The 24,340-nt window shown below is 64.4% G+C and carries 32 protein-coding genes and 2 tRNA genes; 25 read left to right on the plus strand and 9 right to left on the minus strand.

Annotated features, from left to right (window positions below; all coding sequences use genetic code 11):
- The gene (locus QFX32_00200; protein ID MDI9632466.1) at nucleotides 1-1,194 is read left to right on the plus strand and encodes a type II secretion system F family protein; all 1,194 of its coding nucleotides are present in this window, start codon (nucleotides 1-3) and stop codon (nucleotides 1,192-1,194) included.
- Here QFX32_00200 and QFX32_00205 read toward each other — a convergent pair.
- Genes QFX32_00205 through QFX32_00220 form a run of 4 tightly spaced genes read right to left on the minus strand, consistent with a single transcriptional unit; the run spans nucleotide 1,181 to nucleotide 5,642 of the window.
- Complete coding sequence (locus QFX32_00205) at nucleotides 1,181-2,278, minus strand: DNA topoisomerase IV subunit A (protein ID MDI9632467.1); 1,098 nt, start codon at nucleotides 2,276-2,278, stop codon at nucleotides 1,181-1,183. The two genes, QFX32_00200 and QFX32_00205, sit on opposite strands and share 14 nt — an antisense overlap.
- Entirely contained in the window at nucleotides 2,268-4,073 is a 1,806-nt protein-coding gene (locus QFX32_00210) for a DNA topoisomerase VI subunit B (GenBank protein MDI9632468.1), read from the minus strand. Before QFX32_00210 ends, QFX32_00205 begins: the two co-directional genes overlap by 11 nt.
- Nucleotides 4,057-5,292, minus strand: coding sequence for a histidine--tRNA ligase (hisS, locus tag QFX32_00215; protein ID MDI9632469.1), 1,236 nt, complete (start codon nucleotides 5,290-5,292; stop codon nucleotides 4,057-4,059). The genes QFX32_00210 and hisS overlap by 17 nt, the downstream gene beginning before the upstream one ends.
- Before the next feature lie 8 nt (nucleotides 5,293-5,300).
- Nucleotides 5,301-5,642 carry an ABC transporter permease gene (locus QFX32_00220; GenBank protein MDI9632470.1) on the minus strand — a complete coding sequence of 114 codons (342 nt, stop codon included), beginning with the start codon at nucleotides 5,640-5,642 and terminating at the stop codon, nucleotides 5,301-5,303.
- A gap of 50 nt (nucleotides 5,643-5,692) precedes the next feature.
- Between QFX32_00220 and larB the strand changes: the two genes are divergently transcribed.
- The 4 genes from larB to QFX32_00240 are packed head-to-tail and all read left to right on the plus strand — an operon-like array spanning nucleotide 5,693 to nucleotide 8,551.
- On the plus strand, nucleotides 5,693-6,469 hold the full coding sequence (larB, locus tag QFX32_00225) for a nickel pincer cofactor biosynthesis protein LarB (protein MDI9632471.1): 777 nt from the start codon (nucleotides 5,693-5,695) through the stop codon (nucleotides 6,467-6,469).
- The gene (locus QFX32_00230) at nucleotides 6,466-6,990 is read left to right on the plus strand and encodes a nicotinamide-nucleotide adenylyltransferase (GenBank protein MDI9632472.1); all 525 of its coding nucleotides are present in this window, start codon (nucleotides 6,466-6,468) and stop codon (nucleotides 6,988-6,990) included. The genes larB and QFX32_00230 overlap by 4 nt, the downstream gene beginning before the upstream one ends.
- 16 nt (nucleotides 6,991-7,006) lie before the next feature.
- A complete protein-coding gene (locus tag QFX32_00235) occupies nucleotides 7,007-8,278 on the plus strand; it encodes a hypothetical protein (protein MDI9632473.1) in 1,272 nt (423 codons plus the stop codon).
- Between the two features lie 6 nt (nucleotides 8,279-8,284).
- A complete protein-coding gene (locus QFX32_00240) occupies nucleotides 8,285-8,551 on the plus strand; it encodes a hypothetical protein (protein MDI9632474.1) in 267 nt (88 codons plus the stop codon).
- 30 nt (nucleotides 8,552-8,581) lie between these two features.
- Here the strand turns inward: QFX32_00240 and QFX32_00245 are convergent, their stop codons facing one another.
- Nucleotides 8,582-8,920, minus strand: coding sequence for a type II secretion system protein E (locus QFX32_00245; protein MDI9632475.1), 339 nt, complete (start codon nucleotides 8,918-8,920; stop codon nucleotides 8,582-8,584).
- 107 nt (nucleotides 8,921-9,027) lie between these two features.
- Nucleotides 9,028-10,467: a cobyric acid synthase gene (locus QFX32_00250; GenBank protein MDI9632476.1), complete on the minus strand. Its 1,440-nt coding sequence runs from the start codon at nucleotides 10,465-10,467 to the stop codon at nucleotides 9,028-9,030.
- Between the two features lie 54 nt (nucleotides 10,468-10,521).
- On the opposite strand from QFX32_00250, the gene QFX32_00255 reads away from it, so the two are divergent.
- Together QFX32_00255 and yciH are read left to right on the plus strand one after the other, a co-directional pair.
- On the plus strand, nucleotides 10,522-12,174 hold the full coding sequence (locus tag QFX32_00255; GenBank protein ID MDI9632477.1) for an adenosylcobalamin-dependent ribonucleoside-diphosphate reductase: 1,653 nt from the start codon (nucleotides 10,522-10,524) through the stop codon (nucleotides 12,172-12,174).
- Between the two features lie 107 nt (nucleotides 12,175-12,281).
- Complete coding sequence (yciH, locus tag QFX32_00260) at nucleotides 12,282-12,587, plus strand: stress response translation initiation inhibitor YciH (GenBank protein ID MDI9632478.1); 306 nt, start codon at nucleotides 12,282-12,284, stop codon at nucleotides 12,585-12,587.
- Nucleotides 12,588-12,599: 12 nt separating this feature from the next.
- Here the strand turns inward: yciH and QFX32_00265 are convergent, their stop codons facing one another.
- Genes QFX32_00265 through QFX32_00275 form a run of 3 tightly spaced genes read right to left on the minus strand, consistent with a single transcriptional unit; the run spans nucleotide 12,600 to nucleotide 14,029 of the window.
- Complete coding sequence (locus tag QFX32_00265; GenBank protein MDI9632479.1) at nucleotides 12,600-13,007, minus strand: Zn-ribbon containing protein; 408 nt, start codon at nucleotides 13,005-13,007, stop codon at nucleotides 12,600-12,602.
- Between the two features lie 5 nt (nucleotides 13,008-13,012).
- Nucleotides 13,013-13,378, minus strand: coding sequence for a DUF2073 domain-containing protein (locus tag QFX32_00270; GenBank protein MDI9632480.1), 366 nt, complete (start codon nucleotides 13,376-13,378; stop codon nucleotides 13,013-13,015).
- A 9-nt stretch (nucleotides 13,379-13,387) separates the two neighbouring features.
- On the minus strand, nucleotides 13,388-14,029 hold the full coding sequence (locus QFX32_00275) for an Era-like GTP-binding protein (GenBank protein MDI9632481.1): 642 nt from the start codon (nucleotides 14,027-14,029) through the stop codon (nucleotides 13,388-13,390).
- A 197-nt stretch (nucleotides 14,030-14,226) separates the two neighbouring features.
- Between QFX32_00275 and QFX32_00280 the strand changes: the two genes are divergently transcribed.
- From QFX32_00280 to rpsB, 18 genes are all read left to right on the plus strand, one after another.
- Nucleotides 14,227-14,796, plus strand: coding sequence for a CBS domain-containing protein (locus tag QFX32_00280; protein ID MDI9632482.1), 570 nt, complete (start codon nucleotides 14,227-14,229; stop codon nucleotides 14,794-14,796).
- Entirely contained in the window at nucleotides 14,793-15,551 is a 759-nt protein-coding gene (locus tag QFX32_00285; protein MDI9632483.1) for a CBS domain-containing protein, read from the plus strand. The genes QFX32_00280 and QFX32_00285 overlap by 4 nt, the downstream gene beginning before the upstream one ends.
- 50 nt (nucleotides 15,552-15,601) lie before the next feature.
- Nucleotides 15,602-16,546, plus strand: a complete 945-nt coding sequence (locus tag QFX32_00290; protein ID MDI9632484.1) for a CBS domain-containing protein — start codon at nucleotides 15,602-15,604, stop codon at nucleotides 16,544-16,546.
- A 6-nt stretch (nucleotides 16,547-16,552) separates the two neighbouring features.
- Entirely contained in the window at nucleotides 16,553-17,392 is an 840-nt protein-coding gene (locus tag QFX32_00295; protein MDI9632485.1) for a CBS domain-containing protein, read from the plus strand.
- Nucleotides 17,389-18,165, plus strand: a complete 777-nt coding sequence (locus QFX32_00300) for a CBS domain-containing protein (GenBank protein ID MDI9632486.1) — start codon at nucleotides 17,389-17,391, stop codon at nucleotides 18,163-18,165. The genes QFX32_00295 and QFX32_00300 overlap by 4 nt, the downstream gene beginning before the upstream one ends.
- Before the next feature lie 215 nt (nucleotides 18,166-18,380).
- The gene (locus QFX32_00305) at nucleotides 18,381-19,382 is read left to right on the plus strand and encodes a deoxyhypusine synthase (GenBank protein MDI9632487.1); all 1,002 of its coding nucleotides are present in this window, start codon (nucleotides 18,381-18,383) and stop codon (nucleotides 19,380-19,382) included.
- A 139-nt stretch (nucleotides 19,383-19,521) separates the two neighbouring features.
- A tRNA-Ser gene (locus tag QFX32_00310) sits at nucleotides 19,522-19,606 on the plus strand.
- A gap of 38 nt (nucleotides 19,607-19,644) precedes the next feature.
- The gene (locus QFX32_00315; protein MDI9632488.1) at nucleotides 19,645-20,097 is read left to right on the plus strand and encodes a 30S ribosomal protein S13; all 453 of its coding nucleotides are present in this window, start codon (nucleotides 19,645-19,647) and stop codon (nucleotides 20,095-20,097) included.
- 15 nt (nucleotides 20,098-20,112) lie between these two features.
- The gene (locus QFX32_00320) at nucleotides 20,113-20,658 is read left to right on the plus strand and encodes a 30S ribosomal protein S4 (GenBank protein ID MDI9632489.1); all 546 of its coding nucleotides are present in this window, start codon (nucleotides 20,113-20,115) and stop codon (nucleotides 20,656-20,658) included.
- Between the two features lie 5 nt (nucleotides 20,659-20,663).
- Nucleotides 20,664-21,059 (plus strand): 30S ribosomal protein S11, encoded by a 396-nt coding sequence (locus tag QFX32_00325; GenBank protein ID MDI9632490.1) that lies wholly within the window; start codon nucleotides 20,664-20,666, stop codon nucleotides 21,057-21,059.
- The gene (locus QFX32_00330; protein ID MDI9632491.1) at nucleotides 21,059-21,904 is read left to right on the plus strand and encodes a DNA-directed RNA polymerase subunit D; all 846 of its coding nucleotides are present in this window, start codon (nucleotides 21,059-21,061) and stop codon (nucleotides 21,902-21,904) included. The genes QFX32_00325 and QFX32_00330 overlap by 1 nt, the downstream gene beginning before the upstream one ends.
- Nucleotides 21,885-22,253, plus strand: a complete 369-nt coding sequence (locus QFX32_00335; protein MDI9632492.1) for a 50S ribosomal protein L18e — start codon at nucleotides 21,885-21,887, stop codon at nucleotides 22,251-22,253. Before QFX32_00330 ends, QFX32_00335 begins: the two co-directional genes overlap by 20 nt.
- A 5-nt stretch (nucleotides 22,254-22,258) precedes the next feature.
- A complete protein-coding gene (locus QFX32_00340; protein ID MDI9632493.1) occupies nucleotides 22,259-22,681 on the plus strand; it encodes a 50S ribosomal protein L13 in 423 nt (140 codons plus the stop codon).
- A 14-nt stretch (nucleotides 22,682-22,695) separates the two neighbouring features.
- Complete coding sequence (locus QFX32_00345) at nucleotides 22,696-23,097, plus strand: 30S ribosomal protein S9 (GenBank protein MDI9632494.1); 402 nt, start codon at nucleotides 22,696-22,698, stop codon at nucleotides 23,095-23,097.
- Between the two features lie 32 nt (nucleotides 23,098-23,129).
- Entirely contained in the window at nucleotides 23,130-23,318 is a 189-nt protein-coding gene (locus QFX32_00350; protein MDI9632495.1) for a DNA-directed RNA polymerase subunit N, read from the plus strand.
- A tRNA-Pro gene (locus QFX32_00355) sits at nucleotides 23,319-23,393 on the plus strand. It begins immediately after the preceding gene.
- Nucleotides 23,394-23,425: 32 nt separating this feature from the next.
- Nucleotides 23,426-23,596, plus strand: coding sequence for a DNA-directed RNA polymerase subunit K (locus tag QFX32_00360; protein ID MDI9632496.1), 171 nt, complete (start codon nucleotides 23,426-23,428; stop codon nucleotides 23,594-23,596).
- Nucleotides 23,597-23,716: 120 nt separating this feature from the next.
- Complete coding sequence (rpsB, locus tag QFX32_00365; protein MDI9632497.1) at nucleotides 23,717-24,325, plus strand: 30S ribosomal protein S2; 609 nt, start codon at nucleotides 23,717-23,719, stop codon at nucleotides 24,323-24,325.
- Nucleotides 24,326-24,340: the final 15 nt, after the last annotated feature.

The raw sequence follows: 24,340 nt of genomic DNA on the forward strand, positions 1-24,340 counted from the left end.
GTGGACCTAAGGGACAGGATAAGGGACAGCGTCCTCGGCCGGGCCGGCGGGGGCGAGAAGGGCAAGGCAGGAGGTGGTGCGGAGCCCGCGGGAGGGGAGAAGGAGAGGGCACGCGCCGCGAGCGAGCCCGCGCCGCGGGAGGCGCAACCGGGGGGACAGGAGCAGGGTCCCCTCTCAAGCTTGCCGGGGAAGAAGCGGGGCGGGGTGGACCTCTCCCCCTCGGAGATCGGGCGGTTCGCCCGCGAGCAGGAGGAGATCCTCCGGAAACTCGAGAAGGCGAAGGCGGAGAGGTCCGGGATCATGCGGGTGATCAAGCACCCGGTCGAGGTCCTCCTCGAAAAACCGCTCAACATCCTGATCGTCTCGCTCCCCGCCTCGCTCATCGTCTTCGTCGTCGGGACTGCCCTCGCGATAAAGCAGTACGGGATGGGCGTCCTCTTCTCGACGACGCTCGTCGACGATGTGGTGGTCCTCTCCATCCTCGTCGCGATCGTCCCCCTGGCGGTGATGGACATCCGCGAGAGCCGGAGGATAAAGAACCTCGAGGAGGCCCTGCCCAACTTCTTCCGCGACCTCGCGGGGATGAACGACAGCGGGATGACCCTCCCGAATGCCGTCCACCTCGTCGCGCAGGGGGAGTACAGCACGCTCACCCCGTTCATCCGCCGTCTCGACAACGAGATGTCGTGGAACGTCACCTTCATCGAGGCGATCCAGAGGTTCCGCGCCCGCCTCGGGACCCCTCTCGCGGACCGGAGCATCGACCTCATTGCGAAGGCGAGCATGGCGGGGGGCGACGTCTCCGAGATCCTCCGCGCTGCCGCGAGGGACACCTACGAAGTCCTCGCGCTGCGGACGGAGCGGCGGAACAACATGCTCATCTACGTCATCATCGTGCTCATCTCGTTCCTCGTCTTCGTCTTCGTGATATTCATCCTCGTGAGCACGTTCCTCTCGACGATGGCGACCGCGGGGAGCGCCGCGGCCTCGGCCGGCGCGGGTGCCGCCTCGTTCATCGGGGCGATCGACCTCTTCTTCTACAAGCGCCTCTTCTCCCACGCCGCGATGATACAGGGCATATTCTCGGGCCTCGTCGCGGGCCAGATGGGCGAGGGGAGGGTCACGGCGGGGCTGAAGTACTCAGCCACCATGCTCGTGATCGCGTGGGTGATCTTCAGGTTCATGATCGCGTGAGGCCACCCATCTCCGAGAGCCTCCGGGGGAGGTACTCGCGGGTCACGAAATCGAGGCCGCGGGCCGCAAACGCCTGCTGCTCGGACTTGAGGTTGAGGGAAAGCTGGAGCGCGATCTGCTCCTGCCAGTAGTCCGAGGCAAATCTCGGGTCCGAGAGCTCGGCCTTCAGGGCGGCAACGTCCTTCTCGGTCAGGGCATCCGCGGGGAGGTCGTAGTCCCTGATATCGCTCGGCTGCACGCCGATGAACCGTGCCCCCGGCGTCGCGAGGAGCTCGGACATGTGCGCGCTCTTTATCGCGCCGTAGGCGACGCTCGCGTAGATCCGGTAGGACCATGGGTCGCCGTCGGTGAAGACGTACACGGGCAGCCCGAACTCGGTCGAGAGCCGGTGGAGCATTCTCCGGGTCGACCGCGCGGGCTGGCCCTTCAGGTGGACGAGGATGGCCCGGTAATCCTCGTCGAACCCGTTCTCGATGAGGCGGGCGTACATGCCGCCCGTCTCGATGGCGATCACGAAGTCCGCGTCGTGGTCGAGGAGCTCCACGGTCTCCACGTTGCACGGGATCTGGTACCCTGCCTCGCCCACGTCGTCCCTGCAGTGGATCACCCTCTCGCCCCTCCGCGTCATCTCCTTAAGGCGGAGTGGACCGAATATGGTCGCGCCGTCCTCCTCGGGCCGCAGGTGGAACGCTTCCCGCTGGAGGTCGGTGAGGATCTCGAGGTCTTCCACGAGGTAGTTGCTCTCCTCCTGCGCGGAGAACTTCGCCCTCTTCCACCCTTCCGAGATGTAGTACAGTTCCCTCAGCGTCGAGGAACGGTTCTCGAGGAGCTGGGTTTTTAAAAACCCTATCACGTAGGACATCTTGAGGAGGTGCAGCGCGCTCCTCTCCGTGTGCGCCGACCGGGTGCTCTCGCGGTCGCCCAGTGTCCACACCTCGGCCTCCTCGTCGTAGGCGATGTTCTGCTTCGTGCGGGTCGGGAGCGTGATGGACGGGATGTTCCCCTCCTCCATCTGCCGGTACCACTGCATGGCAATGGCCCTCAGCCTCTCGAGGGCCTTCCTGTCGAGCGACTCACTCTGCATCGAGATCGACCACCGTGACGTTCTCAGGCGGGATGCCCCTCACCTGGACCGTTCCCTTCCCCGAGCCGGTGTACTCCGCGGACCACCCCTCGCGGGGAGGAAGCGCGACCTGCCAGACCCGCGTGTACTCGCCGTCGACCGCGGTCGTGAAGGCGGGCGGGGGGGATGCATCGGGCGCGGGGTCGGGGGAGATCTCGTAGAGCGAGAGCGTGCAGGGTGCATTCATGTGGTTCCTCGCGTCTATCCTGACCTTCCCGTCCCTTGCCACCCTCTTCACGACGACCTTCCTCATGAGCCTCCCCTCGATCACGGTCGTGTCGGGGACGGGCAGCTCCACGATCTCGGCCACCTTCGCCGCGATGTCGGGGATGATCGCGCAGACCGCCCTCGCCCGGTCCTCCGCGAGCCTCGTCTTCTCCCTTCGGGAGAGGTACGCCCTCAGCTCGCGCCCGAGCTCCTGCAGGACGAGGGTGATCTCCCTCTCTATCTCCGGGATCGCCGCGATCGCGTCCTTGCTCTCGCTCGTGAAGGGGACGTTCGTGGACGCGACGTGGACCATCACGAGGAGGGGACCCGTCGGGAGGACGGACTGTGCCACGTTGTAGTTCTTCCACGTGATCCCCGCGACGCACCCCGTGATCGCGCACGCCCCTTGCTGGAACATGAGGGGGACGCGGTTTGCGAACCGGAGGATCGTCGCGTTCCCGTCGGCGGGCAGCTTCCCGCCGTACCCGATCGCGGCCTCGACGAGGAAGGGGTGGCCCGAGTAGACCGAGACCGGGCGGGTCCTCGCCCTCACGAAGTCCATCTGGAACTCCCTCTCGAGGGACCGGACGATGAGGTCCTCCCCGATGGGCGAGAGGCACGTCCCCGTCGCGGGCGGCGGGACCTTCGCGCCCTGCATTGCGGTGAGGAGCGCCTTCTGTTCCGCTGGGGAGAGCGAGCCCGCGGGAGTATCGGGCGGGATTCCCGCGGCCCTGCAGATCTCGAGCGCGGTCTTCTTCCCGACCCTCGAGAAGCAGGACGCGAGGAACTCGCTGCAGTCCTGCGTGGACCCCGCGATCATCCGCGAGAGCTGGCCTATCTCTATCCCGTGGGGGTGGGGGAGGATCGCCCTCGGGCACGGGACAGGCTCGTCGCTCACGCGCTCAAAGAGGGTGGTCTCACCCTCCATATCGACGCGGATCCGGGCGTGCGGGTTGACGATGGAAGTGTACTTGAGGTACTCGAGGAGCTTCTTCTTGGCCGAGACCGTGCTCCGGAACTCGATCTGGACGAGCGTCCCGTGCGTCCTGTCCCACACGACCTCCTCCCTCCCGAGGACGGCGGGCTCGTTGGACCCGATGTCGATCTGGACGAGGAACTTGAACGCCGGTCTCTCCGGGCCGGTGCGGGAGATCACGAGGGTGGGAAGGCCTGTCGTGAGCTGCGCGTAGAGGACGGCGGCGCTGATGCCGATCCCCTGCTGCCCCCTGCTCTGCCGCAGCTGGTGGAACCGCGAGCCGTAGAGGAGCTTGCCGAAGACGTAGGGGACCTGCTCGGGGACGATCCCCGGGCCGTTGTCCTCGACCGTGATCCTGAACGTGTCCTGCCCGGTGCGGGCCACCCGGACGTAGATGTCGGGCAGGACCCCCGCCTCCTCGCAGGCGTCGAGGGCGTTGTCCACGGCCTCCTTGACGGTCGTGATCAACCCGCGGGTGGGCGAGTCGAAACCGAGGAGGTGCTTGTTCTTCTCGAAGAACTCGGCGACGCTGATGCTCCTCTGCTGCCGCGCGAGTTCATCCGCGAGGCTCACCGCCGCTCACCTCTCCGATGGCCTCCGGGAGAAGGAGCTCCTTCTGGACTCCCGTCCGGAGGTCCTTGAGGGTGACGACCCCCCTCTCCTCCTCCCGCCGGCCGATGATGAGGGCATAGTCCGCGTTCCGCGAGATGGACGCGATCTGCTGGCTGATGCCCTTCCCGGAGAGCTCCATCTCGGTGGGGATCCCCGCCGCGCGGAACTCCCCTGCCACGCGGAACGCCCAACGGCGCGCCTCGGGCGTGTACGCGACGCCGACGCGGATTGCCGCCGGTCCCGGGACCTCCCCGCGGGCGACCATCACGCGGTCAAACCCGATCGCAAAACCGCACGACGGCGTGTCCTCGCCGCCGAAGAGGTGCGCGAGGCGGTACGTCCCGCCCCCCGCGACCTGGTTCTCTGCCCCGAGGTTCTCGGCGAACGCTTCGAAGACCATCCCCGTGTAGTAGTCGAGACCCCGCGCGATCCCCGGGTCGAGCGTGTACGACACGCCGGCGTCGTCGAGGACCGCGAAGAGCTCCCTTATCCTCTCGTCCCCCGGGATCTTTCCGGTCACCGCGAGGACGTCGTCGAGCTTCCTGCACTGGACGAGCGAGACGAGCCGGTCGGCGAGTGCATCCTCCCCCCTCGAGGCGAGGAACGCGGAGAGCCCCTCGTAGTTCTTCTTGTCGAGGAGTACCCTCACCTTCTTCCTTTCCTCGGGGGGGAGGCCGCCGAGGAGGGCCTGCATGAACCCGAGGTGCCCGACGTGGAGGGAGAACGAAATCCCGGTGGAGGAGAGGAGGTCGCGCGCGAGCATGATGACCTCGGCCTCGGCGAGCGGCGTGTCCGCGCCTATCAGCTCCACGCCGAACTGCCAGAACTGCCGGTACCGCCCCTTCTGGGGCCTCTCGTACCGGAAGCAGTCGGAGAAGTAGTACCACCGGAGGGGTTTCGGGAGGGTCTTGCCTACGTTCACGTAGGCGCGGAGGACGGACGCGGTAACCTCGGGCCGGAGGGCAAGCTTCCTGCCGCCCTTGTCCTCGAAGACGTACATCTCCTCGATGATGCCCTCGCCCGAGCGGAGCGTGAAGAGTTCCAGTTCCTCGAAGGTCGGCGTGCAGACCTCGCGGTAACCCCACGACTGCGCGATACGCCGCATCGTGGCCTCGACGCTCCGCCGCTGTTCCATCTCGCCCGGGAGGAAATCCCGGGTACCCCTCGGTTTCTGGAGCATGCGCGTCCTCACCCCGTCCCCGGCCGCCCGCGGTCACCGCGGGGAGCCTTCCCCGTGAGCCTGTCCCACGCGCTCCCGGAAGGGGAAAAGACCCTCTCCCTCTCCACCCTCCCCTGCAGGTAGAGGGCTGCGAGGATGATCCCGAGCCCAATGAGCTCCGTGGGGTGGGCAGGGTCGGAAGTGTACGCGAGGAAGAAACCGAGGAGCGCGAGTGCGCAGTGGAGTACGCCCCGGTACGCGGCGTTCCTGTACCCGGGGAGGCCGGTTCGCACGAATATCCGGGCATCGCGGATCCAGAGGAAAAAAGCCACGCCGCACCCGAAGGCGGCCACAAAGACAAGGTAGCTCATGATTGTTGCATCACTTATTATACCGGGCCCCATATCTTAATTGTCACACCATGATTCTGAATCGCCGGCTCAGGGATGTGCTGGAGGACTACGCGGGCGGGCGGATCAGCATCGACGATGCCGTCCGCGAGATCGAGGGCCTGCGGATAGAGGAGGTGGAGGGGCTCGCGTGCCTCGACGCCGGGCGGGCAGCGAGGTGCGGGGTCCCCGAGGTGATCCTCGCGGAGGGGAAGGCACCGCGCGAACTCGGGGAGATCGTGAGGAGGGCGGCGGCTGCATCGAGAAGGGTCGCCATCTCGCGGATGGCCCCCGCCCACGTGGAAGCGGTCCGGGGTGTCTGCAGCGAGGAGGGGCTCGCATTCACTTGGCACGAGAAGGCAGCGATGGGCGTGGTCTCGTCGGGGGAAGGCGTCCCGCGGGGGAAGGGGGTCGTCGCGGTGATGAGCGCGGGAACCTCGGACCTCCGGGTCGCGGAGGAGGCGCGGGTGATCGCCGAGGAGATGGGGTGCACGGTCAGGACGGCGTACGACGTCGGGGTCGCCGGCATCCACAGGCTCTTCCCGGCGCTGAAAAAGTGCCTCGATGCCCACGTCTTTGTGGTCGCGGCGGGCAGGGAGGGGACGCTCCCCGCGATCGTCGCGGGCCTCGTGGACCGTCCGGTGGTGGGCGTGCCGGTCAGCACGGGGTACGGGTACATGGGAGGGGGCAGGGCGGCCCTCGCGAGCATGCTCCAGTCCTGTGCCGTCATCGCCGTCGTGAACATCGACGCGGGGCTCGTGGCAGGGGCCTTCGCGGCGAGGATCGCGAACATGGTGGCGGGCGGATGATAAGGGGCCTCTACATCGGGAGATTCCAGCCGTACCACAACGGGCACCAGTACGTCCTCGAGGAGATCTCCCGGCGCGTCGACGAGATCATCATCGGGATAGGGAGTGCCCAGCTCTCGCACGAGCTTTCAAACCCGTTCACCGCGGGGGAGAGGCTGCTCATGATCACGCGGGCGCTGCGCCCGATCGAAAAGCCCATCTACGTCATCCCCATCGAGGACCTCCACAGGAACGCCCTCTGGGTCGCTCACGTCCGCTCGATGGCCCCCCCGTTCTCGATCGTCTTCTCGAGCAATCCTCTCGTGGTGAGGCTCTTTGAGGAAGAAGGCGTCCACGTGGAGTCGCCGGCGATGTACGAGAGGGCTTCCCACAGCGGGACGGAAGTGCGCAGGCGCATCCTCGAAGGGGAAGACTGGGAGAGTCTCGTCCCCCCCGCGGTGGCCGGGGTGATACGCGAGATAGACGGGGTGGCCCGGATCAGGCAGCTCGCGCGGGACGAGTGCGAGGGGAGGTGCCTGTGAGGGAGGGCAGGCCCGCATGCTGAAGAGGCTGAAGGAGCTCTTCTCGGCCGGCGAGCCCCGCGAGGCGCGGGAGGTCACACTCGAGGAGGTGGGACCCCTCCTCGAGAGGGAGGAATCGCACTGGCAGGAAAGGCTCGGGGAGGAGATGGGTCCCCTCAGGAAGGAGTTTGCCGAAATATCCTCCCACCTCCTCGAGCGCGTGTCCGTCCTCTCCGGGAGCGAGTCCGGGGGGGCATTCCACCCGAAACTCGAGAAGATCGCGCGCAATTCACTCCCGCAATTCTCGAAGGCGATGATGCTTGCCCTCCAGAGGAGGATCCCCGAGGACCCCCTCGCATTCTACGAGTCCGCGGCAGAGAGCCTCAAGGGGTGCGTGAAAGCGGTGGCCGGGCCGGGCAGGTACCTCGGGTCCGCGTTCCCGGAACAGATGAGGGAGATCCGGGCACTCGTGGACGACATGGGGAGGCTCGTCAACCGGATGACCCCCCTCGTCGCGGGGAGGAGGAACCGCGGCCTCGCGCTCCACCGAGCGAGGGTAATGCTCGGCGCGCTGCGGGAGAAACAGTCCGCGCTCGCCGGCGCAAGGGAGCAGCTCTCCGTCCTTCTGTCCCGCCGGGGCGACCTCGGGAAGAAGTACGATGACCTCGTGAGGGAGAAGGAGGCCTGCGACCGGAGGGCCGGGACCGACGGGAGTCTCCAGGCTGCCTTGAGGGAGAGGGACGCGGCGGGGGAGAGGGTTGCAGAGATCCGGAGGGAGATCCAGAAGACCGCGTCCACCCTCGCCCGGGTCTTCTCCAAGGCCGAGAAGATCTTCCAGAAACGGGGGGGAGTGCAGGGGGACCTGAAAAGCGTCACGGAGGCCCTCTCGTGGGACCCGGGCGGCATCGGCGAGGAGACGGTGGACCGGGCGAGGGCGGTGCTCCCGATCGTGGAATCGATGGTCAGGTCAGGGGACCTCCCCCTCAAGAATCGCGAGGAAGCCGCCCTCTTCTCCTCCCCGGGGAACGCGATGCGGGACCTTTCATCCCTCGTCCAGCAGCGGCGGGAAGCCGAGAGGCTCCTTGCCGAGAAGGAGGCGTTCATCGAGTCGCACCCGGACCGGAGCAGGGGCAGCGAGCTTTCGAGGCTCATCCGGGAGGTCGGGAGCGAGAGGGAGAAGGTCTCGGAGAGGATCGGGGAACTGGGCAGGAGGGTCGAGGAGATGGAACGCGACGTGGCGAAGCTGGTCGACGAGCTCGAGGGAGCCCTCCGGGCACTCCTCCCGTGGGACGTCCGCGTGAAGAGGTGAAGGGGGATGGGCGAGGAGAAGTACCGGACCCTCGAGGTGAAGGCGGGGATGGTCGACTGCCTCCCCGGGAAGAAGGAACCGGTCGCGCACTGCCGTTTCTGCGTGCACTCGCGGTATTTCCGCGTGAAAGGGGAGTACGTGAAGTCCCCCGCGTTGGTCTACTGCCTGCGCCACAGGGACGCCGGAGAAGTGGATATGGACCTCGTGGAAGCGGTCAGGTGCGGGGATCTCCGCGGCGAGGGGTACAGGAGCATGATGAACATCCTCGGGTAACGGGGTGGAGAGGCTCGCGGCTGCATCGTTTCAGGTCTTCCAGAACTCGTACCACTTCCTGCTCTGGTACGGGACCGCCCTGTTCTCCTTGAGCCACTCTGCCTCGATGGTGTGGTGCATCAGGCGGATCTCCTCGGAGAGGTTCGCGAGCGCGGCCTTCACGTCCCCGAGGGCAGCCTTGATCTCCTTGTAATCCTCAATCGGGTTCGCCCTGGGGATGTTCACCGGCTCCCCCGCGCTCAGTTTCTGGAGACCTGCCTGGATGCACTCAATTATCGCCCTGTTCCTCTCCATTCCCTTTTCCTTCGCGAACCTGTCGATGCTGTCGACGGTCTCGGAGTCGATCGTGATCGAGAGCCTCATGGGCATTCTTTGATCCCCTCACAGAGTCCTCGATGTGAAGTTGGATCTCCACCCTGAAATACCATCGCCAGCCGGTTATTCGCGCGGCGCGGGTCACCCGCCCGCGGCGAGGGCTACGCGTCGAAGCACGCGAGGATCGGGTCGATGGAGACGTGCGCGAGGAAGGACTCGGCGAGGGTCTCGAAGGGATCGGCGGTATCTTCCCTGAACGAGTAGGGGAGCCCCTTCCTCCCGTAGAGGTACCTGCAGAGCGCCTCCACTGCAGAGGGGTTGGAGAAGAGCCCGTGGAGGTACGTCCCGAAGACGAGGCCGTCTTTCCGCGCCGCCCCCTCCCCCTCGAATGCCTCCTCCTCCCCCTCGTTCGTGGAGGTCCCCATGTGGATCTCGTAGCCGGTCACCGTCCCCATCGCCCCGAGGATGGGCCCGACGGGCCGGGCGCGGAGGGTCACCTGCGCGGTCTTCTTCTCGTACCTCTCGAACCGGGTCACCACGTTCAGGAGTCCGAGGCCGCGGGTGACCCCCGGGCGGGACTCCACGCCGGAATCGATGACCTCCCTCCCGAGCATCTGGAAACCGCCGCATATCCCTACCACGGGGCAGCCCCGCGCGGCGGCCTCCCGGATCTCGTCGGCTGTCCCGGACTGCCAGAGGGTCTCGAGGTCGGCGACCGTGTTCTTCGTGCCCGGGATGATGATGCAGTCGAAGCCCGCGAGGGGGAACCCCGGGGGGACGTAGCTCACCGCGGCGTGCCTCTCGAGCGCCTCGAAATCGGTGAAGTTGGAGATGTGGGGGAGCCTGATTATCGCGATCCTCACGGGAAAGTCCCCGCGTACCTTGTCCATGATCGAGAGCGAGTCCTCGCTCGGCAGGTCTATCCTCATGTGGGGGAGGATCCCGATGACAGGGATCCCCGTGATCTCCTCTATGATCTCCTTCCCCTCCGAGAACAACGCGGGATCGCCGCGGAACTTGTTGACGATGATCCCCTTCACGAGCGGCGCGATGTCGCGGGGCAGGAGGGAGACCGTCCCGTAGACCTGCGCGAAGACGCCCCCCCTCTCGATGTCGGCGACGAGGACGATGGGGTAGCGGAGGGACCGCGCGAGGAGGATGTTTGCGATGTCGCGGGAGTAGAGGTTGAGTTCCGCGGCGCTCCCCGCGCCCTCGACCACGAGGTGGCCGAACCTCTCCTCGAGGGTCCGGGCTGCCCCGAGCGCGACGCCGAGGAGGTGGTCGGTCTCCCTGTAGTACTCGCGCGCGGGAACGTCCTTGTACGGCCTGCCCATCAGGACGACCTGCGAGACCGCGTCCCCTTTTGGCTTGAGGAGGATGGGGTTCATCTCGGCCATGGGTTCCAGCCGTGCCGCACGCGCCTGGATTGCCTGGGCGATTCCGATCTCCAGGCCGTCCCGCGTCACGTAGGAATTGAGGCTCATGTTCTGGGACTTGAACGGCGCGGCGGTGATGCCGCGGTTGGAGAGGATCCTGCAGAGTGCGGCAACCACGGTGCTCTTGCCCGCGTGGGACGAGGTCCCAAGGACCATCAGGGACATCACCTCGTACTTTTCCATGGATTTAAATAAAGGGCAGTCCTGAGAGCTGTCCAGATGGAGCTGTGCAGGCCCGCCGAGGTCCTCCTCGCGAGCAGGTACCTGCTGCCCGGGGAAACGCCGGAAGGGATGTTCTGGCGGGTCGCGAGGGCAGTCGGGACAGGGAAGGCCGATCTCTTCGCGCGCACGATGGCCGAGCTCCGGTTCCTCCCGAACTCGCCGACGCTCATGAACGCGGGGACACCCTGCGGCCAGCTCTCCGCGTGCTTCGTTCTGCCCATCGAGGACTCGATCGACCAGATATTCTCGGTGCTCAGGTACATGGCCCTCATCCACAAGAGCGGGGGCGGGACGGGATTCTCGTTCTCGCGCGTGCGCCCGAGGGGGGACGTCGTCGCGGGGAGCGCGGGCGTCGCGAGCGGACCCCTCTCCTTCATCAGGGTTTTTGACGAGGCGACGAACGCCCTCCGGCAGGGGGGCAAGAGGAGGGGAGCAAACATGGGCGTCCTCTCGAGCCACCACCCCGACATCCTCGAGTTCATCCACGCGAAGGAGGAGGGGGGCCTGCAGAATTTCAACCTCTCCGTCGGGTTCGACGCGGCGTTCTTCGAGTGCCTCGGGCAGAAGCGCACCTACCCCCTCGTCAACCCGCGGACCGGGGAGGTGTGGGACGGGATAGACCCCGGCGACCTCCTTTCTGCCCTCTCGACAGCCGCGTGGAGGTGCGGGGACCCCGGCGTCCTCTTCCTCGACACCATCAACGAGAAGAACCCGGTCCCGGGCCTCGGGGAGATCGAGGCCACGAACCCGTGCGGGGAGCAACCCCTCCTCCCGTGGGAGAGCTGCAACCTCGGGAGCATCAACCTCTCGCGCTTCGTTCGGAAGGGGGATATCGACTGGGATTCCCTCCGGGAGACCGTATGGATCGCAGTCGAGTTCCTCGACGCGGTCATCGACGTGAACCGGTTCCCCCTCCCCGCGATCCGCGAGTGCACCCTGCGGACCCGGAAGATCGGGCTCGGCGTCATGGGATTTGCAGACATGCTCATCCGGCTCGGGATCCCGTACCAGTCGCGGGAGGCGCTCTCGCTCGCGGAGAGACTGATGGCATTCATAGAGGAGGAATCGCACGCGGCATCCCGCAGCCTCGGCGAGGAGAAGGGTTCGTTCCCGGCGATCGACAAGAGCACCTACTCCGGGCCCATGCGGAATGCCACGGTGACCACCATCGCGCCGACGGGATCCCTCCACATCATCGCGTGCACGAGCAGCGGGATCGAACCCCTCTTTGCCTGCGCGAGCGAGCGCGTGATAGACGGGAAGAGGTTTGCGATCGTCCACCCCGAGCTCAGGCGGCATTTCCTCGGGCTGCCGGACGGAAAAGACCTCCTGAAGGAAGCGGAGAAGAAGGGGTCGATACAGGACCTGCCCGTCCCCCGCGACTTAAAGGAGCTGTTCAGGGACGCGTGCGAGATCGAACCGCGGTTCCACGTGGAGATGCAGGCAGCCTTCCAGAGGCACGTCGATAATGCCGTCTCCAAGACGGTGAACCTCCCCGCGGACGCAACCCCGGGCGACATCGCCGGGATCTTCCTCTACGCGCGGGAACTCGGGTGCAAGGGAATCACCGTGTATAGGTACCGGAGCCGGAAAGACCAGGTACTCTCCCGCGGGTGCGACTCGTGCAGGGTGGATACCCTCGTCCCGTGAACCCCCCGCGGGAACTGCCACGCCTCCCCCGATCGGTGCATTGCACGGTCCGGGGAGGCTTTTCCCCATGCCAACAAATATATTAAGAGAACTGATACGTATTTGTAATGAATGGTGGGATATGTCCGACGTGCGGACTGCCTAAAGAACTCTGCATCTGTGAGGAAGTCGCAAAAGAACAGCAAAGAATCAGCGTGAAGGTCGACAGGAGACGCTACGGGAAGGAAGTCACCATCATCGAGGGACTCAATCCGACGGATATCGACCTTGAAGACCTCTCGAAGTACATGAAGGGGAGGCTCGCCTGTGGCGGGACCGTCAAGGGGACGTGCATCGAGCTGCAGGGGAACCACAAGGAAAGAGTGAAGGAACTCCTCATCAGCAAGGGATACAGCGTGGAAAATATCAGCTGAAAGGGATACAGACTATTTTTTCGGTTTTTTCTTCCGGGAGCGCACCATGGAGAGGAGGTCGACGAGGTAGCTCCCCTCCCCCCGCCCGATCCCCACGACGCGCTCGTCCGTCATCGCGAGCTTCTCGATGTTCAGCTCGTAGGTCCCCGGGGCCACGATGCGGATGCTCTCCAGCCTGTCGGCGCCGAGGAGCGGGGCCTCGGGCTGTGGTTCCCCCTCCTCCTCCCCCGCGGCGGCTGCCACGGGCGCGGCGTTCACGGGAGCCGGGACCGGGGCTGCACCCCCTTCTCCCTCCTCCGCCGTCCTCTCGACGCGGGGGATGAAGACGAACTTCTTCCCCCCGCACTCCCTGCACCCCCTCAGGATCTCGCACTCGTTCGTCCTGTACTCTCTCCCGCACCGGGCGCACTTGTGTGGCATCCCGTTCACCTCGTGGAGACCCACGCGGAGAGCACGTCCTTCTCCTTGCGTATCAGGCGGAGCTGGTTTGCCGGCCCTATGACGGTCAGCCGCGATTCGTGGGGTGTCATCCCGAGGATTCTCTTGAGGAAGCCGGGGCTCTCCTCCCGCGAGGGGTACGTCTCTATCTCGATCCCGTTGAAACCGTCGGGGAAGATCTCCCGCATCGTCATCTCGATCAGCGTGCTCTGCTCCTCCGGGGAGAGCCCCTTCTCGAGGATGATGATCGTCCCCTGCCGGACGTGGTCGAGGATGAGGTGGACCTTCTCCATGGAGGTGAGCTTCTCCAGTTTCTCGGACGATATCAGGTCTATCCGGACACCCTGCGTCATGCCCCCCTCCTACCCGAAGTACTGGACCATCTTCTCATAGAGATCCTCGATGTTCCTCCCCTCTGTGCAGGAGACCGGCACGACGGGGTGCTGGGGAAATGCACTCCTGATCCGCTGTGGCATCGCGTCCGGGAGGTCGATCTTGTTCGCGACGATGATGACGGGGAGCTTCCTGCTCTCGATGATCCCTATCATCATGATGTTCACCTGCATGAACGGGTCCTCGGTCGAGTCCAGCATGTAGATGACCCCGTCGATGTCCTCGCGGAGCCAGTGCATGGCCTCTGCGACGCCCTCGGTCGCCTCCCTCGCCCTCGCGATGGCCGTCTCCTTGTCCATGCCGTACTCGAGGAAGTCCCGGTAATCGATCTTCGTGGTGACGCCCGGCGTGTCCACGATGTCGATCGTGATCACGCTCCCGTTCGACCCCGTGATGCTGATGTCTGCCTTCCGGACGGCCCGCCTCGTCTCGTGCGGGATCTCGCTCACGAGCCCCACGTCTTCGCCCGTCCAGTCCTTCGCGATCCGGTTTGCAAGCGTCGTCTTGCCCGCGTTCGGCGGGCCGTAGATTCCTATCCTTGCCTTTTTCTTCCTGAAAAAAGCCGAGAGAAATTTGGATATTCGCTTCCTCGCCTGTATCAGGATACTCATGCATCACCTCGGGGTGGGCATACGGAATTGGCCGGTCGCAATCGCCGCGTGCCTGCTTACCTGATACTATTGGGGACCGTGGTTATTAGGTTTATTATCGTTTTTTTCCGGGGAAGGGAGAAAGGTATATAGATTTCACTTGCCGTAATGGTAACTGCAACTTGCCCTACGGGAGTCAACACCATGGAGGTGACGTAGTGAACAGAACATCCGGCAACATCCACTTCAACACCCGGGTGCCGATACGCGAGGTCATGCGACGAAACCCGACGACTATCGGCTACGAGGGGACGGTTGCCCGTGCGGCAATGCTCATGTGCCGGGACGAAGTGGGCAGCTGCATCGTCCTTGGCCCTGACAACCTCCCGGTCGGCATCGTCACCGAGGAGGACATCAACTGCAAGGTCGTGGCCAAGGACCTCAAGCCCGGATCGGTCCTCGCCCGCGACGTCATGAGCACGCCCCTCATCACCATCAACGAAGACAAGTCCGTCGGGGACGCGGCACACATGATGATCAAGCACCGGGTACGTCGTCTCCCTGTTGTTGACGATGAGAACAGGGTCATCGGGATCGTCACAGTTCGCGACATTCTCACGGTATCGACGGAGATCAACGAGTTGATGGCAGACCTCGTGGAGATCAACCGTCTTGAAGAGGTGGAAGTGGGGCTGTGCAGCAGGTGCGGCCAGATGTCAGACGACCTCCGGAAGATCGACAATAACCTCCTGTGCCCCACGTGCCGTGAGGAGGAACTGTTACAATGAAGAGGGCCCGCGATTTCATGGTGGAAGTACCCCACTTCCCTTCCGACGAGAAGGTGACGAGGGTCCGGTCCGTATTGCGGGATAACTTCATCAGGGAAGCGTACGTCCACGACGAGAAGGGCCGGCTCCTCGGGTACGTGGACATCACTGCCGTCCTCCGGGTGCCTGCCACGAGGTCGGACGTGACGGTGGAGGGTTTCGTGAGGGAGGTGAGCCCTGCCCTTCCGGACGACCCTGTTGAGAGGCTGGTCGGGCGCATCAGGGCGAACGGGACGGACAGCGTCCCGATCGTCGACGAGCAGGGGAAGGTGCTCGGGGGCGTGCTCCTCTCCGATATATTCCCCGTCATCACGTCGCGCCACCCGCTCGCCGGGAAGGTGAAGGATTTCATGACGGGGGATGTGGTCACCTGCGAGACCGAGGACACGGTCACGAGGATATACAACCTCATCGTTGAGAGCGGGTACTCCGCGATCCCCGTCATGAAGCGCAAGCGCCTCGTGGGGATAATCTCCCGCAGCGACCTCCTCCGCGACGGCAGGTGGCGTCCCTCGCGCGAGGGTTCGGCAAAGACCAAGGTCGAGAGCGTGATGAAGACGCCCGTGATTACGGTCGCGCCCGACGATGACCTGCAGTACGCCGCGGGCCTCCTCGTCAAGCACGACGTGAGCCGCCTCCCGGTCCTCGACGGCGAGTGCCTCGTCGGGATCCTCGACAGGCACGATGTCCTGAAAGCCGTCCCGCGGGAAGGGTGAAGGATACCCGGTTTTTGGGGAACGGAAGAGTGAGAAGGGGTTTAGAGGGAATGACACACCACGGCGAAAGATCCTACAAGCAGGGGGACAAACTCCTGAAGATGCCCGGGAAACTCGACAGGGGCCCGATCGAGTTCAAGTCACGGATCGCGGAACAGCAGGGGGAGATCATGGCAATCGCGACGAGGGACGTGGTCTCCGTCCCCCAGACGACGACCATCATCGGGGCGGTCAGCACGATGACGGAGTGCGGATTCCGCAGGCTCCCGGTCGTGGACGCGGGCTCAAAGAAGCTCCGGGGGATCGTGACCTCCGGCGACATCATCGATTTCCTCGGCGGCGGGAGCAAGTTCAACCTCGTCCAGGTCAAGCACAGGGGCAACCTGATCGCGGCGGTCAACGAGAGTATCCGCACCATCATGACGACGAACGTGACCACGCTCCCGCACACCGCGTCCCTCTCCGATGCCATCGCGATCATCAAGGAGAAGATGACCGGTGGGATCCCGATCGTCGAGGACGAGTCCGTGCTCGCGGGGATCGTCACGGAGAGGGATGTCATGACCGTGCTCGCGAACGAGAAGGTCGCCGCGAGGGTGGAGGACATCATGAGCACGAACCTGCGCGTGACCGAGCCGGACAGCCCCATCGGGCAGGTCACCCGCGAGATGGTCCGGTACAAGTTCCGCAGGCTGCCGGTCGTCTCCGACGACGTCCTGTTCGGGATTGTCACCGCGACCGACATCATGAGGTACATCGGGAGCCGGAAGGTCTTTGACAGGATAGAGAGCGGGGACATCACCGAGGTGATGTCGCTGCCCGTGAGGACGCTCGTCTCGGGGAACCTCTACACCATATCCCCGGACAAGAGCGCAAACGAGGCCGCCGCCGAGATGGTGCGGCGGGGTGTCGGCGCCCTGCCGGTCATCGAGGATGCCCGGCTCATCGGCCTCGTGACAGAGTATGACCTCGTGAAGGCACTCTCAGGAGCGTGATGCGGCGTGCAGGCCAAGGACATCATGAGTTCGCCAGTCTACATCGTCGCCCCCGGCGAGAACGTTGCCCATGCCCGGAAGATCATGCTCAAGCACAGGATATCCCGCCTGCCGGTCCTCGAGGCCGGGAAGCTCGAGGGGATCCTGACGAAGAAGGACATCGGGTACCGCCTGCGGCAGAGCGAACCGATATGGAGGAGGCGCCCCATCGACCACATCCCCGTGAGCATCCTCATGACGAGGAACCCCCTCACGATATCGCCCGACACGCCGACGAGAGACGCGGCGGGCATGATGATCGCGCACGATATCAGCGGTCTTCCCGTCATGGACGGGGGCGCGCTCGTCGGCATCGTGACCAAGTCCGACATTCTCAAGTCCGAGACGGCGAAGAATCTCTCGCTGCGCGTCGAGGACGTGATGGAGGACGCGATCACGGTGAGCCGCTACCACTCGCTCGACCACGTGATCGACCTCATGAGGGAGAGGAACGACAAGGTGATCGTCGTGAACAACGACGGCACGCTGGCCGGCATCATCACCGAGAGCAACCTCGCGTTCTACCTCTACGAGGATGAGAAGAGGGAGATCCCGGTCAAGGACGTGGTCATGCTCCGGCGGGGCGAGTCCGCGGGGAGGAAGCAGTTCCGGTACGTCGTGGAGGCGGCCGCGGTCGCCGAGGACCTCATGTCGCGGCCGGTCATCACGATCACGGGCGACGCCCTCCTGACCGACGCGATAGAGACGATGCAGTCGCACCGCGTCAACAGCCTCGTTGTCGTCGACGGCAACGAGATCAGGGGTATATTGAAGAGAGACGACATCATACGGGAAGTGGCAAAATGACTGAAGAGATACTGGTAAAGGACATCATGTCCAAACCCGTGACGATCGCGAAGTCCGCGCCCATCACGGAGGCCCTCGACAAGATGCTCGACGAGGGCGTCGATCCCCTCATCGTCCTGAACCACGACTCGGTCGTCGGGACTGTCTCGCGCCAGAAGGTCGCCGAGAAACTCGGGACGAAGCGGAACTCGTCCATCTCGCCGACCTCGATCCACGTGGCGAGCACCGTCGAGGAGGACTTCACGACGGTGTACCCGGACCAGGACCTCGACGTCGTCATCCCCCTCCTCCAGACGTACAAGCTCGTCGTGGTATACGACGAGGAGCACAGGCTCGTCGGGCAGGTCACGGCCGGCGACGTCCTGCGCGTCGTGCGCCCGCAGGGGAAGCTCGAGGACGTCCTTGAGCCCGCGTGCACGATCGACGTGGACGAGAGGGTCGTCCACTGGCGCAGGAGGATGATCGACGAGGGCCTCCACAGGTGCGTCGTGACAGAGAACGGCCGCGTCGTGGGGATCGTGACGGAGACGGATGTCGCGGTCGCAATGCGGAAGTTCCGCGAGATCGTGGAGGACCGGTACCAGGACCACCGCATCCGCAACCTCCTCATCAAGGACATCATGTCGACGCCGGTCATCACGCTCCCGAAGACCGCGTCGATCGACGAGGCCGTCGACATCATGCTCTCGAAGGGAATCAGTTGTATCCCCGTCGTGGACGGGGAGAAAGTCATCGGGATGGTCACGCGGTCATCCCTCGTCAAGGCGCTCTGAGAGACCCCTCCGGACTCCCCGCGCGGGGAGGGGGAGAACACCTTTTTTCCCCCGGCGCACGCCGCGCGGGGGGGGCAAGACCTTGCCGCACATTACTTAACGACCGCTCGCCTACCTATTGGGCAATGGCAGGCAGGAACAGTGACATCTTCGGGAGAATCGGGGGGAGGGACGACATCTTCGGCCCGTTCGCGGGACGGGACCGCAGGGAGGAGATGAGGAAGACCTCGCCGGTCGCGCCCACGAAAGACGTCGCGGAACTCCTTTGGCAGATGGCCCACTGCGGTTTCCAGGGGAGGAAGCTCGGCGAATCGGTCCAGATATGGAAGGAGATGATTGCCGATCCCGAGTGCACGATCTTTCTCGGGCTCTCGGGCGCGATGCTCCCCGCGGGGATGCAGAAGGTCCTCATCGAGTTGGCACGCAGGCACTACATCGACGTCGTGGTCTCGACCGGTGCGAACATCTTCCACGATGCCTGCGAACACCTCGGGGTCTGCCATTACATCGGGCACCACCACGTGAACGATTCCGCGCTGTACGAGAAGGGGATCGACCGCATCTACGACGTGTTCGCGTACGAGGAGGACTTCCGGTGGGTAGACAGGGGGATCGCGCGATTCGCAGAGAAGATTGCCCCGTTCCACGGGTCATCCCGCGCGTTCCTCGAGTTGTTCGGGGAGTGGCTCGCGAGGGCTGTCCCGGACCGCGAGTCGTTCCTCTCGACCTGTGTCCGGGAGGGTATCCCAGTGTTCGTCCCCGCGTTCTGCGATTCCTCCCTCGGAATCGGGGTCCTCATCGCCCGGCGGCGCGGTGTCCGCGTGGATATCGACCAGATCGCGGACACCGACGAGCTCACGTCCCTCGTCGAGGAGGTGAAGAGGACCGGGGTGATCTACGTGGGAGGGGGTGTCCCCAAGAACTTCATCCAGCAGACGCAGGTCATCGGGTCCATCCACGCAAAGGACCTCGGCGGCCACGACTACGCAATCCAGTACACGACGGACTCGCCCCACTTCGGCGGGCTCTCGGGGTGCACCTTCGAGGAGGCGATCAGCTGGGGGAAGGAGTCGCCGAGGACGCGACACGTCCAGGTCCACGTGGACGCGACGATCGCGCTCCCGCTCGTCGTGTCTGCCCTCGTGGGGGAGGGGGTCTGCCGGCCTCCCCGCGCACCCGCGGTGAGGGAGAGGGTCCTGCGCCAGGGCATCGAGTGATGCCAGGATGGCAGTCGAGAGGGTGCACCGGGGGGACCGATGGGAAAGGATTTTTATAACCCACGGAGATAATTATAAGCGCAATTCATGGAGTGGCACCACGCGGTGCTGCGAGTGTCCGTAGGATGCGAGATTCTCTGTTGAGGTAGCCAAGCCAGGTATGGCGCAGGTTTGCTAAACCTGTGTCCCCTTGGGACTCGAGGGTTCAAATCCCTCCCTCAGCGCTGAATATTGCAGGATTCTCACGGAAAAGAGGGATCGAATGGACCAGGAAGGAGAGATAAAGTACTTCGTCAGGATCAGCAACACGGATCTCGACGGGACGAAGCCGGTCGCCACGGCACTCACGGGAATCAAGGGCGTGGGGCGGCACACCGCGCACGTGATCGCCCGGCTCGCGGGCGTGGATCCCCGCGAGATCATGGGCAAGCTCTCGGACGAGGAGGTGGAGAGGGTGAGGGAGGTCGTGGAGACCTACGAGCAGAGGGTCCCTCCGTGGATGGTCAACCGCCCAAAGGACATCTACACGGGTGAACCGCGCCACCTCTTCGGGACGGAGGTCGTGACCACGCTCGAGGAGGACATCAACCTCATGCGGAAGATCCGGTGCTACAAGGGTATCCGCCACGAGATGGGCCAGAAGGTGAGGGGCCAGAGGACGAAGTCCACGGGCCGCACGGGGGCGACCGTGGGTGTCAAGAGGAAGAAAGACTAGGCGGGGATGACGTGAATGGGGTACCCAGGCAAGAACCACAAGCAGTACCAGACGCCCAAGCGACCCTTTGAGAAGTCCCGGATCGAGGAGGAGACGAGGCTCATGGTCGAGTACGGCCTCCGGAACAAGCGCGAGGTGTGGAAGGCCGCAAGCCACCTGCGCCGATACAGGAGGGCGGCACGTGACCTCCTCGCGCTGATGTCCAGCGGGAAGGACCCGGTCCTCTTCGAGAGGAAGAAGAACGAGCTCATAGGCCACCTGCAGCGCCTCGGGTTGCTCGGCCCCGACGCGGGGATAGACGACGTCCTCTCCCTGCGGGTGGAAAACGAGCTTGAGAGGCGCCTCCAGACCCTCGTGTACCGCAAGGGTCTCGCCCGCTCGCCCAAGCAGGCGCGGCAGATGATCACCCACGGGCACATCGCCATCGCGGGGAAACGCGTGAGCATCCCGGGGTACCGCGTGACGAGGGCGGAAGAGAGCGAGATCGGGTACTACGCGAGGTCGCCGGTCGCAAACCCTGACCACGCGGAGAGGGCACGGATTGCCCGCGCAGGGAGGTGAACGACGTGGCGGGAGAGAAGGAAAAATGGGGCATAGCCCACATATTCGCGTCCTTCAACAACACCATCATCACCATCACGGACCTCTCGGGTGCAGAGACGGTCTGCAAGAGCAGCGGTGGAATGGTCGTCAAGCAGGACAGGAACGAGAGCTCCCCGTACGCCGCCATGCAGATGGCAGCCAACGTCGCCCAGGCGGCGATGGAGAAGGGAATCGTCGGTGTCCACGTGAAGGTCAGGGCACCCGGCCGGGGGAAACAGCGGAGCCCGGGACCGGGGGCCCAGGCGGCGATCAGGGCACTCGCGCGGGCAGGGATGAAGATCGGGCGGATCGAGGACGTGACTCCCATCCCCCACGACTCCATCAGGCCCAAGGGGGGGCGGAGGGGCAGGAGAGTCTGATGCAGATCGAGATCCTGTCCATGGACGACACCACGGCGAGGTTCTGCCTGAGCGGCCCGACCCAGGCATTCGCAAACGCGTTCCGCAGGGCGATGATCGGGGAGGTCCCCACGCTCGCGATAGAAGACGTCCGCATCTACGACAACACGAGCGCCCTCTATGACGAGATCCTCGCCCACAGGCTGGGCCTCATCCCCATCAGGACAGAGCCGGGGTGTTACGTCCCCCAGGACGAGTGCAGCTGCGGCGGGGCCGGGTGTGACAGGTGCGGCGTCTCGTTCACGCTCTCCATCGAGGGACCCGCGATGGTGTACTCCCGGGACCTCATCCCCCAGGATCCCCGCGCGGTCCCCGCGGTCGACAATATCCCCATCGTGAAGCTCGGGAAAGACCAGAAGGTCGTCCTCGAGGCACGTGCAGTCCTCAACCGCGGCCGCGTGCACGCGAAGTGGCAACCGACGACCGCCTGCGGTTTCAAGAACTACCCATCCATCGCGGTGAGCGACCGCTGCGACGGGTGCGGCCGGTGCGTGGACGAGTGTCCCCGCTCCATCCTCGAGGTGAGGAACGGCAGCGTGAGGGTGATCGACAACAGGCTCGAGGACTGCTCCCTCTGCCGCCTCTGCGAGAAGGCCTGCATCAGCACGGGGATAGGCGAGAAATCCGCGATAGAGGTCAGGTCCGAGGAGACGCGGTTCATATTCGTCGTGGAAGGTGACGGGTCCCTGCCCGTGCGCGAGATCGTGAAGGGGGCCCTCGAGTACCTCAGGGACAGGTCGGACGAGCTGTGCGCAAAGGTGAGCGAGTTATCGGGAGTGACCGGAGATGAAGAGGAGAGCGAATAGGAAGACGAATCCACGCCTGCTGAACCTCGTTTCGCTCCTGAAGGAGGCAGCACGCCAGAACGAGGTGAACCTGTGGCGTGACATCGCGAGCAGGCTTGAAGGGCCGTCGCGCAACTACGCCGAGGTCAACCTGAGCAAGATCAACCGTTACGCCGGGAACGGCGAGATTATCCTCGTCCCCGGCAAGGTCCTCGGGAGCGGCGTGCTCGAGACGTCGGTGAAGGTCGCGGCACTGAACTTCTCCCGGTCGGCAGAGGAAAAGATCAGGGGAGCGAATGGCCAGTGCATGACAATCGAGGACCTGCTGCGGGACAACCCGAAGGGCAGCCGGGTCAGGATTCTTCGGTGAGAGAGATGGTGACGGTCATCAACGGCGAAGGCCTCATCCTCGGGAGGATGGCGAGCATCGTCGCGAAGAGAGCCCTCAACGGCGAGAGCATCGCGATCATTAACGCCGAGAAGGTGGTCATCTCGGGGAGCAAGGCGCGCGTCTTTGCGATGTACAGCAGGAAGCGGAACCGCGGCTCCCGCGAGGGGGGACCGTTCTTCCCGCGGCGGCCCGACCACATCGTCCGGAGGACGATAAGGGGGATGCTCCCCTACAAGAGGGCCGCGGGGAAGGAGGCGTTCAAGCGCGTCATGGTCTACGTGGGAACGCCGCCGGACCTCGCCGGGACCCCGGCAGAGACGATCGAGGAGGCCCACATGGACCGGTTAAACACGCCGATGCACGTGACCGTGGGTGCAGTGAGCGGGTTCCTCGGTGCGAAGTTCTAGGGAGGACTGAGAGAGTGGCAAAGGTGATTAATACCAGCGGGAAGAGGAAGACGGCCATCGCGAGGGCGACCATCAGGGCCGGGAAGGGGAGGATACGGATCAACTCCGTCCCCCTCGACCTCTACCCGAACGAGATGGCGCGGATGAAGATCATGGAACCCCTCCTCCTCGTGCCTGGGGCACTCGAGGGGGTGGACGTCACGGTCGACGTGAGGGGCGGCGGGATCATGGGCCAGGCCGAGGCCATCCGCACGGCTCTCGCGAGGGGACTCCTGAAGTGGCACAACGATCCCAAGTTGAAGGACATCTTCCTCTCGTACGACAGGGCACTCCTCGTGAACGACTCGCGGCAGAAGGAACCGAAGAAGCCCCACGGAAGGGGTGCGAGGAAGAAGTTCCAAAAGTCTTATCGTTGAGCTACTGAAATTAAATGGGAGATCATACCGGCATGATACCCGTGCGGTGTTTCACGTGTGGGAAGGTCATCTCCCCTGCGTACGAGGAGTTCAAGCGCAGGAAGGAGGCCGGCGAGGATCCGAAGAGGATCCTCGACGACCTCGGGATGGAGAGGTACTGCTGCCGCAGGATGCTCCTCTCCCACAAAGAGATAATCGATGATATAAATCCGTACCAGTGAGGGGTCGTGGGGTAGCCTGGACCATCCTATGGCGTTCGGGACGCTGTGACCTGAGTTCGAATCTCAGCGACCCCATCCATTCCGCAGCATTGCGTTCTCGAGGGTATATGAAGGAAACCTATACTCGGTATGAGAGGGCAAGGATCATCGGGGCGAGGGCACTCCAGATATCCATGGGGGCACCGCTGCTCATCAAGACAGACAAGATCGATCCCCTTGAGATAGCCCTCGAAGAATTCCAGGCCAATGTCATCCCAATCACGGTGAAGAGGAAGTAGAGATGAAGTCGGAGATCCGCAGTTTTTCCCTGCGACCGATACTGGACCGGCCTGCCGGTGCAGTGTTCCGTCCGCGCGAACCTGCGAAGCGAAAGACGGAGTGGGAAAGGAACTGAGAGCATGCCAGAAACAGAGATGGAAATCGAGCTGAAGGAACCCCTCGTGCCCGTGGAGGAGTACCTCGCCGCGGGCATCCACATCGGGACCCAGCAGAAGAGCAAGGACATGATGCGGTTCATCTACCGCGTGAGGGGAGATGGATTGTACATCCTCGACATCAGGGCGACCGACGAACGGATAAAGATCGCGGCGAAATTCCTGAACCAGTACGACCCGGCGGGTATCCTCGTGGTCACGTCCCGGCAGTACGGCCAGTACCCGGCGAGCAAGTTCGCGGAGGCGATCGGCGGGATGGCGGTGACAGGCCGTTTCATCCCGGGGATGCTCACGAACCAGAACCTCGAGGGCTACATGGAGCCCGAGGTCCTCGTCGTCACCGACCCGATAGGGGATGCGCAGGCGGTCAGGGAGGCCGTCCAGTGCGGGATCCCCGTCGTCGCCCTCTGCGACACCAACAACATGACGAGCCTCGTCGATCTCGTCATCCCCACGAACAACAAGGGGAGAAAGGCCCTCTCGATGGTTTACTACCTCCTCACGAGGGAAGTGCTCCGGCTGAGGGGGATCGCGACATCGCTCACCCCCGAGGACTTCGAGACCGAGATCTGACGCGCGCGGGATTGC

It is taken from the genome of Methanolinea sp. (genome assembly GCA_030055515.1).
In the GTDB taxonomy this organism is placed as follows: Archaea; Halobacteriota; Methanomicrobia; order Methanomicrobiales; family Methanospirillaceae; genus Methanolinea_A.

Bases quoted from the DNA above. Each gene is read 5' to 3' on its own strand.
- QFX32_00220 (MDI9632470.1), bottom strand. From the start codon at position 5,642: ATGAGCTACCTTGTCTTTGTGGCCGCCTTCGGGTGCGGCGTGGCTTTT.
- QFX32_00335 (MDI9632492.1), top strand. From the start codon at position 21,885: ATGAAGAGGAGAGCGAATAGGAAGACGAATCCACGCCTGCTGAACCTC.
- QFX32_00240 (MDI9632474.1), top strand. From the start codon at position 8,285: ATGGGCGAGGAGAAGTACCGGACCCTCGAGGTGAAGGCGGGGATGGTC.
- QFX32_00360 (MDI9632496.1), top strand. From the start codon at position 23,426: ATGAAGGAAACCTATACTCGGTATGAGAGGGCAAGGATCATCGGGGCG.
- QFX32_00255 (MDI9632477.1), top strand. From the start codon at position 10,522: ATGGAGCTGTGCAGGCCCGCCGAGGTCCTCCTCGCGAGCAGGTACCTG.
- QFX32_00275 (MDI9632481.1), bottom strand. From the start codon at position 14,029: ATGAGTATCCTGATACAGGCGAGGAAGCGAATATCCAAATTTCTCTCG.
- QFX32_00230 (MDI9632472.1), top strand. From the start codon at position 6,466: ATGATAAGGGGCCTCTACATCGGGAGATTCCAGCCGTACCACAACGGG.
- rpsB (MDI9632497.1), top strand. From the start codon at position 23,717: ATGCCAGAAACAGAGATGGAAATCGAGCTGAAGGAACCCCTCGTGCCC.
- QFX32_00315 (MDI9632488.1), top strand. From the start codon at position 19,645: ATGGACCAGGAAGGAGAGATAAAGTACTTCGTCAGGATCAGCAACACG.
- QFX32_00265 (MDI9632479.1), bottom strand. From the start codon at position 13,007: ATGCCACACAAGTGCGCCCGGTGCGGGAGAGAGTACAGGACGAACGAG.
- hisS (MDI9632469.1), bottom strand. From the start codon at position 5,292: ATGCTCCAGAAACCGAGGGGTACCCGGGATTTCCTCCCGGGCGAGATG.
- QFX32_00350 (MDI9632495.1), top strand. From the start codon at position 23,130: ATGATACCCGTGCGGTGTTTCACGTGTGGGAAGGTCATCTCCCCTGCG.
- QFX32_00290 (MDI9632484.1), top strand. From the start codon at position 15,602: ATGACACACCACGGCGAAAGATCCTACAAGCAGGGGGACAAACTCCTG.
- QFX32_00285 (MDI9632483.1), top strand. From the start codon at position 14,793: ATGAAGAGGGCCCGCGATTTCATGGTGGAAGTACCCCACTTCCCTTCC.
- QFX32_00270 (MDI9632480.1), bottom strand. From the start codon at position 13,378: ATGACGCAGGGTGTCCGGATAGACCTGATATCGTCCGAGAAACTGGAG.
- QFX32_00205 (MDI9632467.1), bottom strand. From the start codon at position 2,278: ATGCAGAGTGAGTCGCTCGACAGGAAGGCCCTCGAGAGGCTGAGGGCC.
- QFX32_00320 (MDI9632489.1), top strand. From the start codon at position 20,113: ATGGGGTACCCAGGCAAGAACCACAAGCAGTACCAGACGCCCAAGCGA.
- yciH (MDI9632478.1), top strand. From the start codon at position 12,282: ATGAATGGTGGGATATGTCCGACGTGCGGACTGCCTAAAGAACTCTGC.
- QFX32_00340 (MDI9632493.1), top strand. From the start codon at position 22,259: ATGGTGACGGTCATCAACGGCGAAGGCCTCATCCTCGGGAGGATGGCG.
- QFX32_00250 (MDI9632476.1), bottom strand. From the start codon at position 10,467: ATGTCCCTGATGGTCCTTGGGACCTCGTCCCACGCGGGCAAGAGCACC.
- QFX32_00245 (MDI9632475.1), bottom strand. From the start codon at position 8,920: ATGCCCATGAGGCTCTCGATCACGATCGACTCCGAGACCGTCGACAGC.
- QFX32_00305 (MDI9632487.1), top strand. From the start codon at position 18,381: ATGAGGAAGACCTCGCCGGTCGCGCCCACGAAAGACGTCGCGGAACTC.
- QFX32_00235 (MDI9632473.1), top strand. From the start codon at position 7,007: ATGCTGAAGAGGCTGAAGGAGCTCTTCTCGGCCGGCGAGCCCCGCGAG.
- larB (MDI9632471.1), top strand. From the start codon at position 5,693: ATGATTCTGAATCGCCGGCTCAGGGATGTGCTGGAGGACTACGCGGGC.
- QFX32_00330 (MDI9632491.1), top strand. From the start codon at position 21,059: ATGCAGATCGAGATCCTGTCCATGGACGACACCACGGCGAGGTTCTGC.
- QFX32_00300 (MDI9632486.1), top strand. From the start codon at position 17,389: ATGACTGAAGAGATACTGGTAAAGGACATCATGTCCAAACCCGTGACG.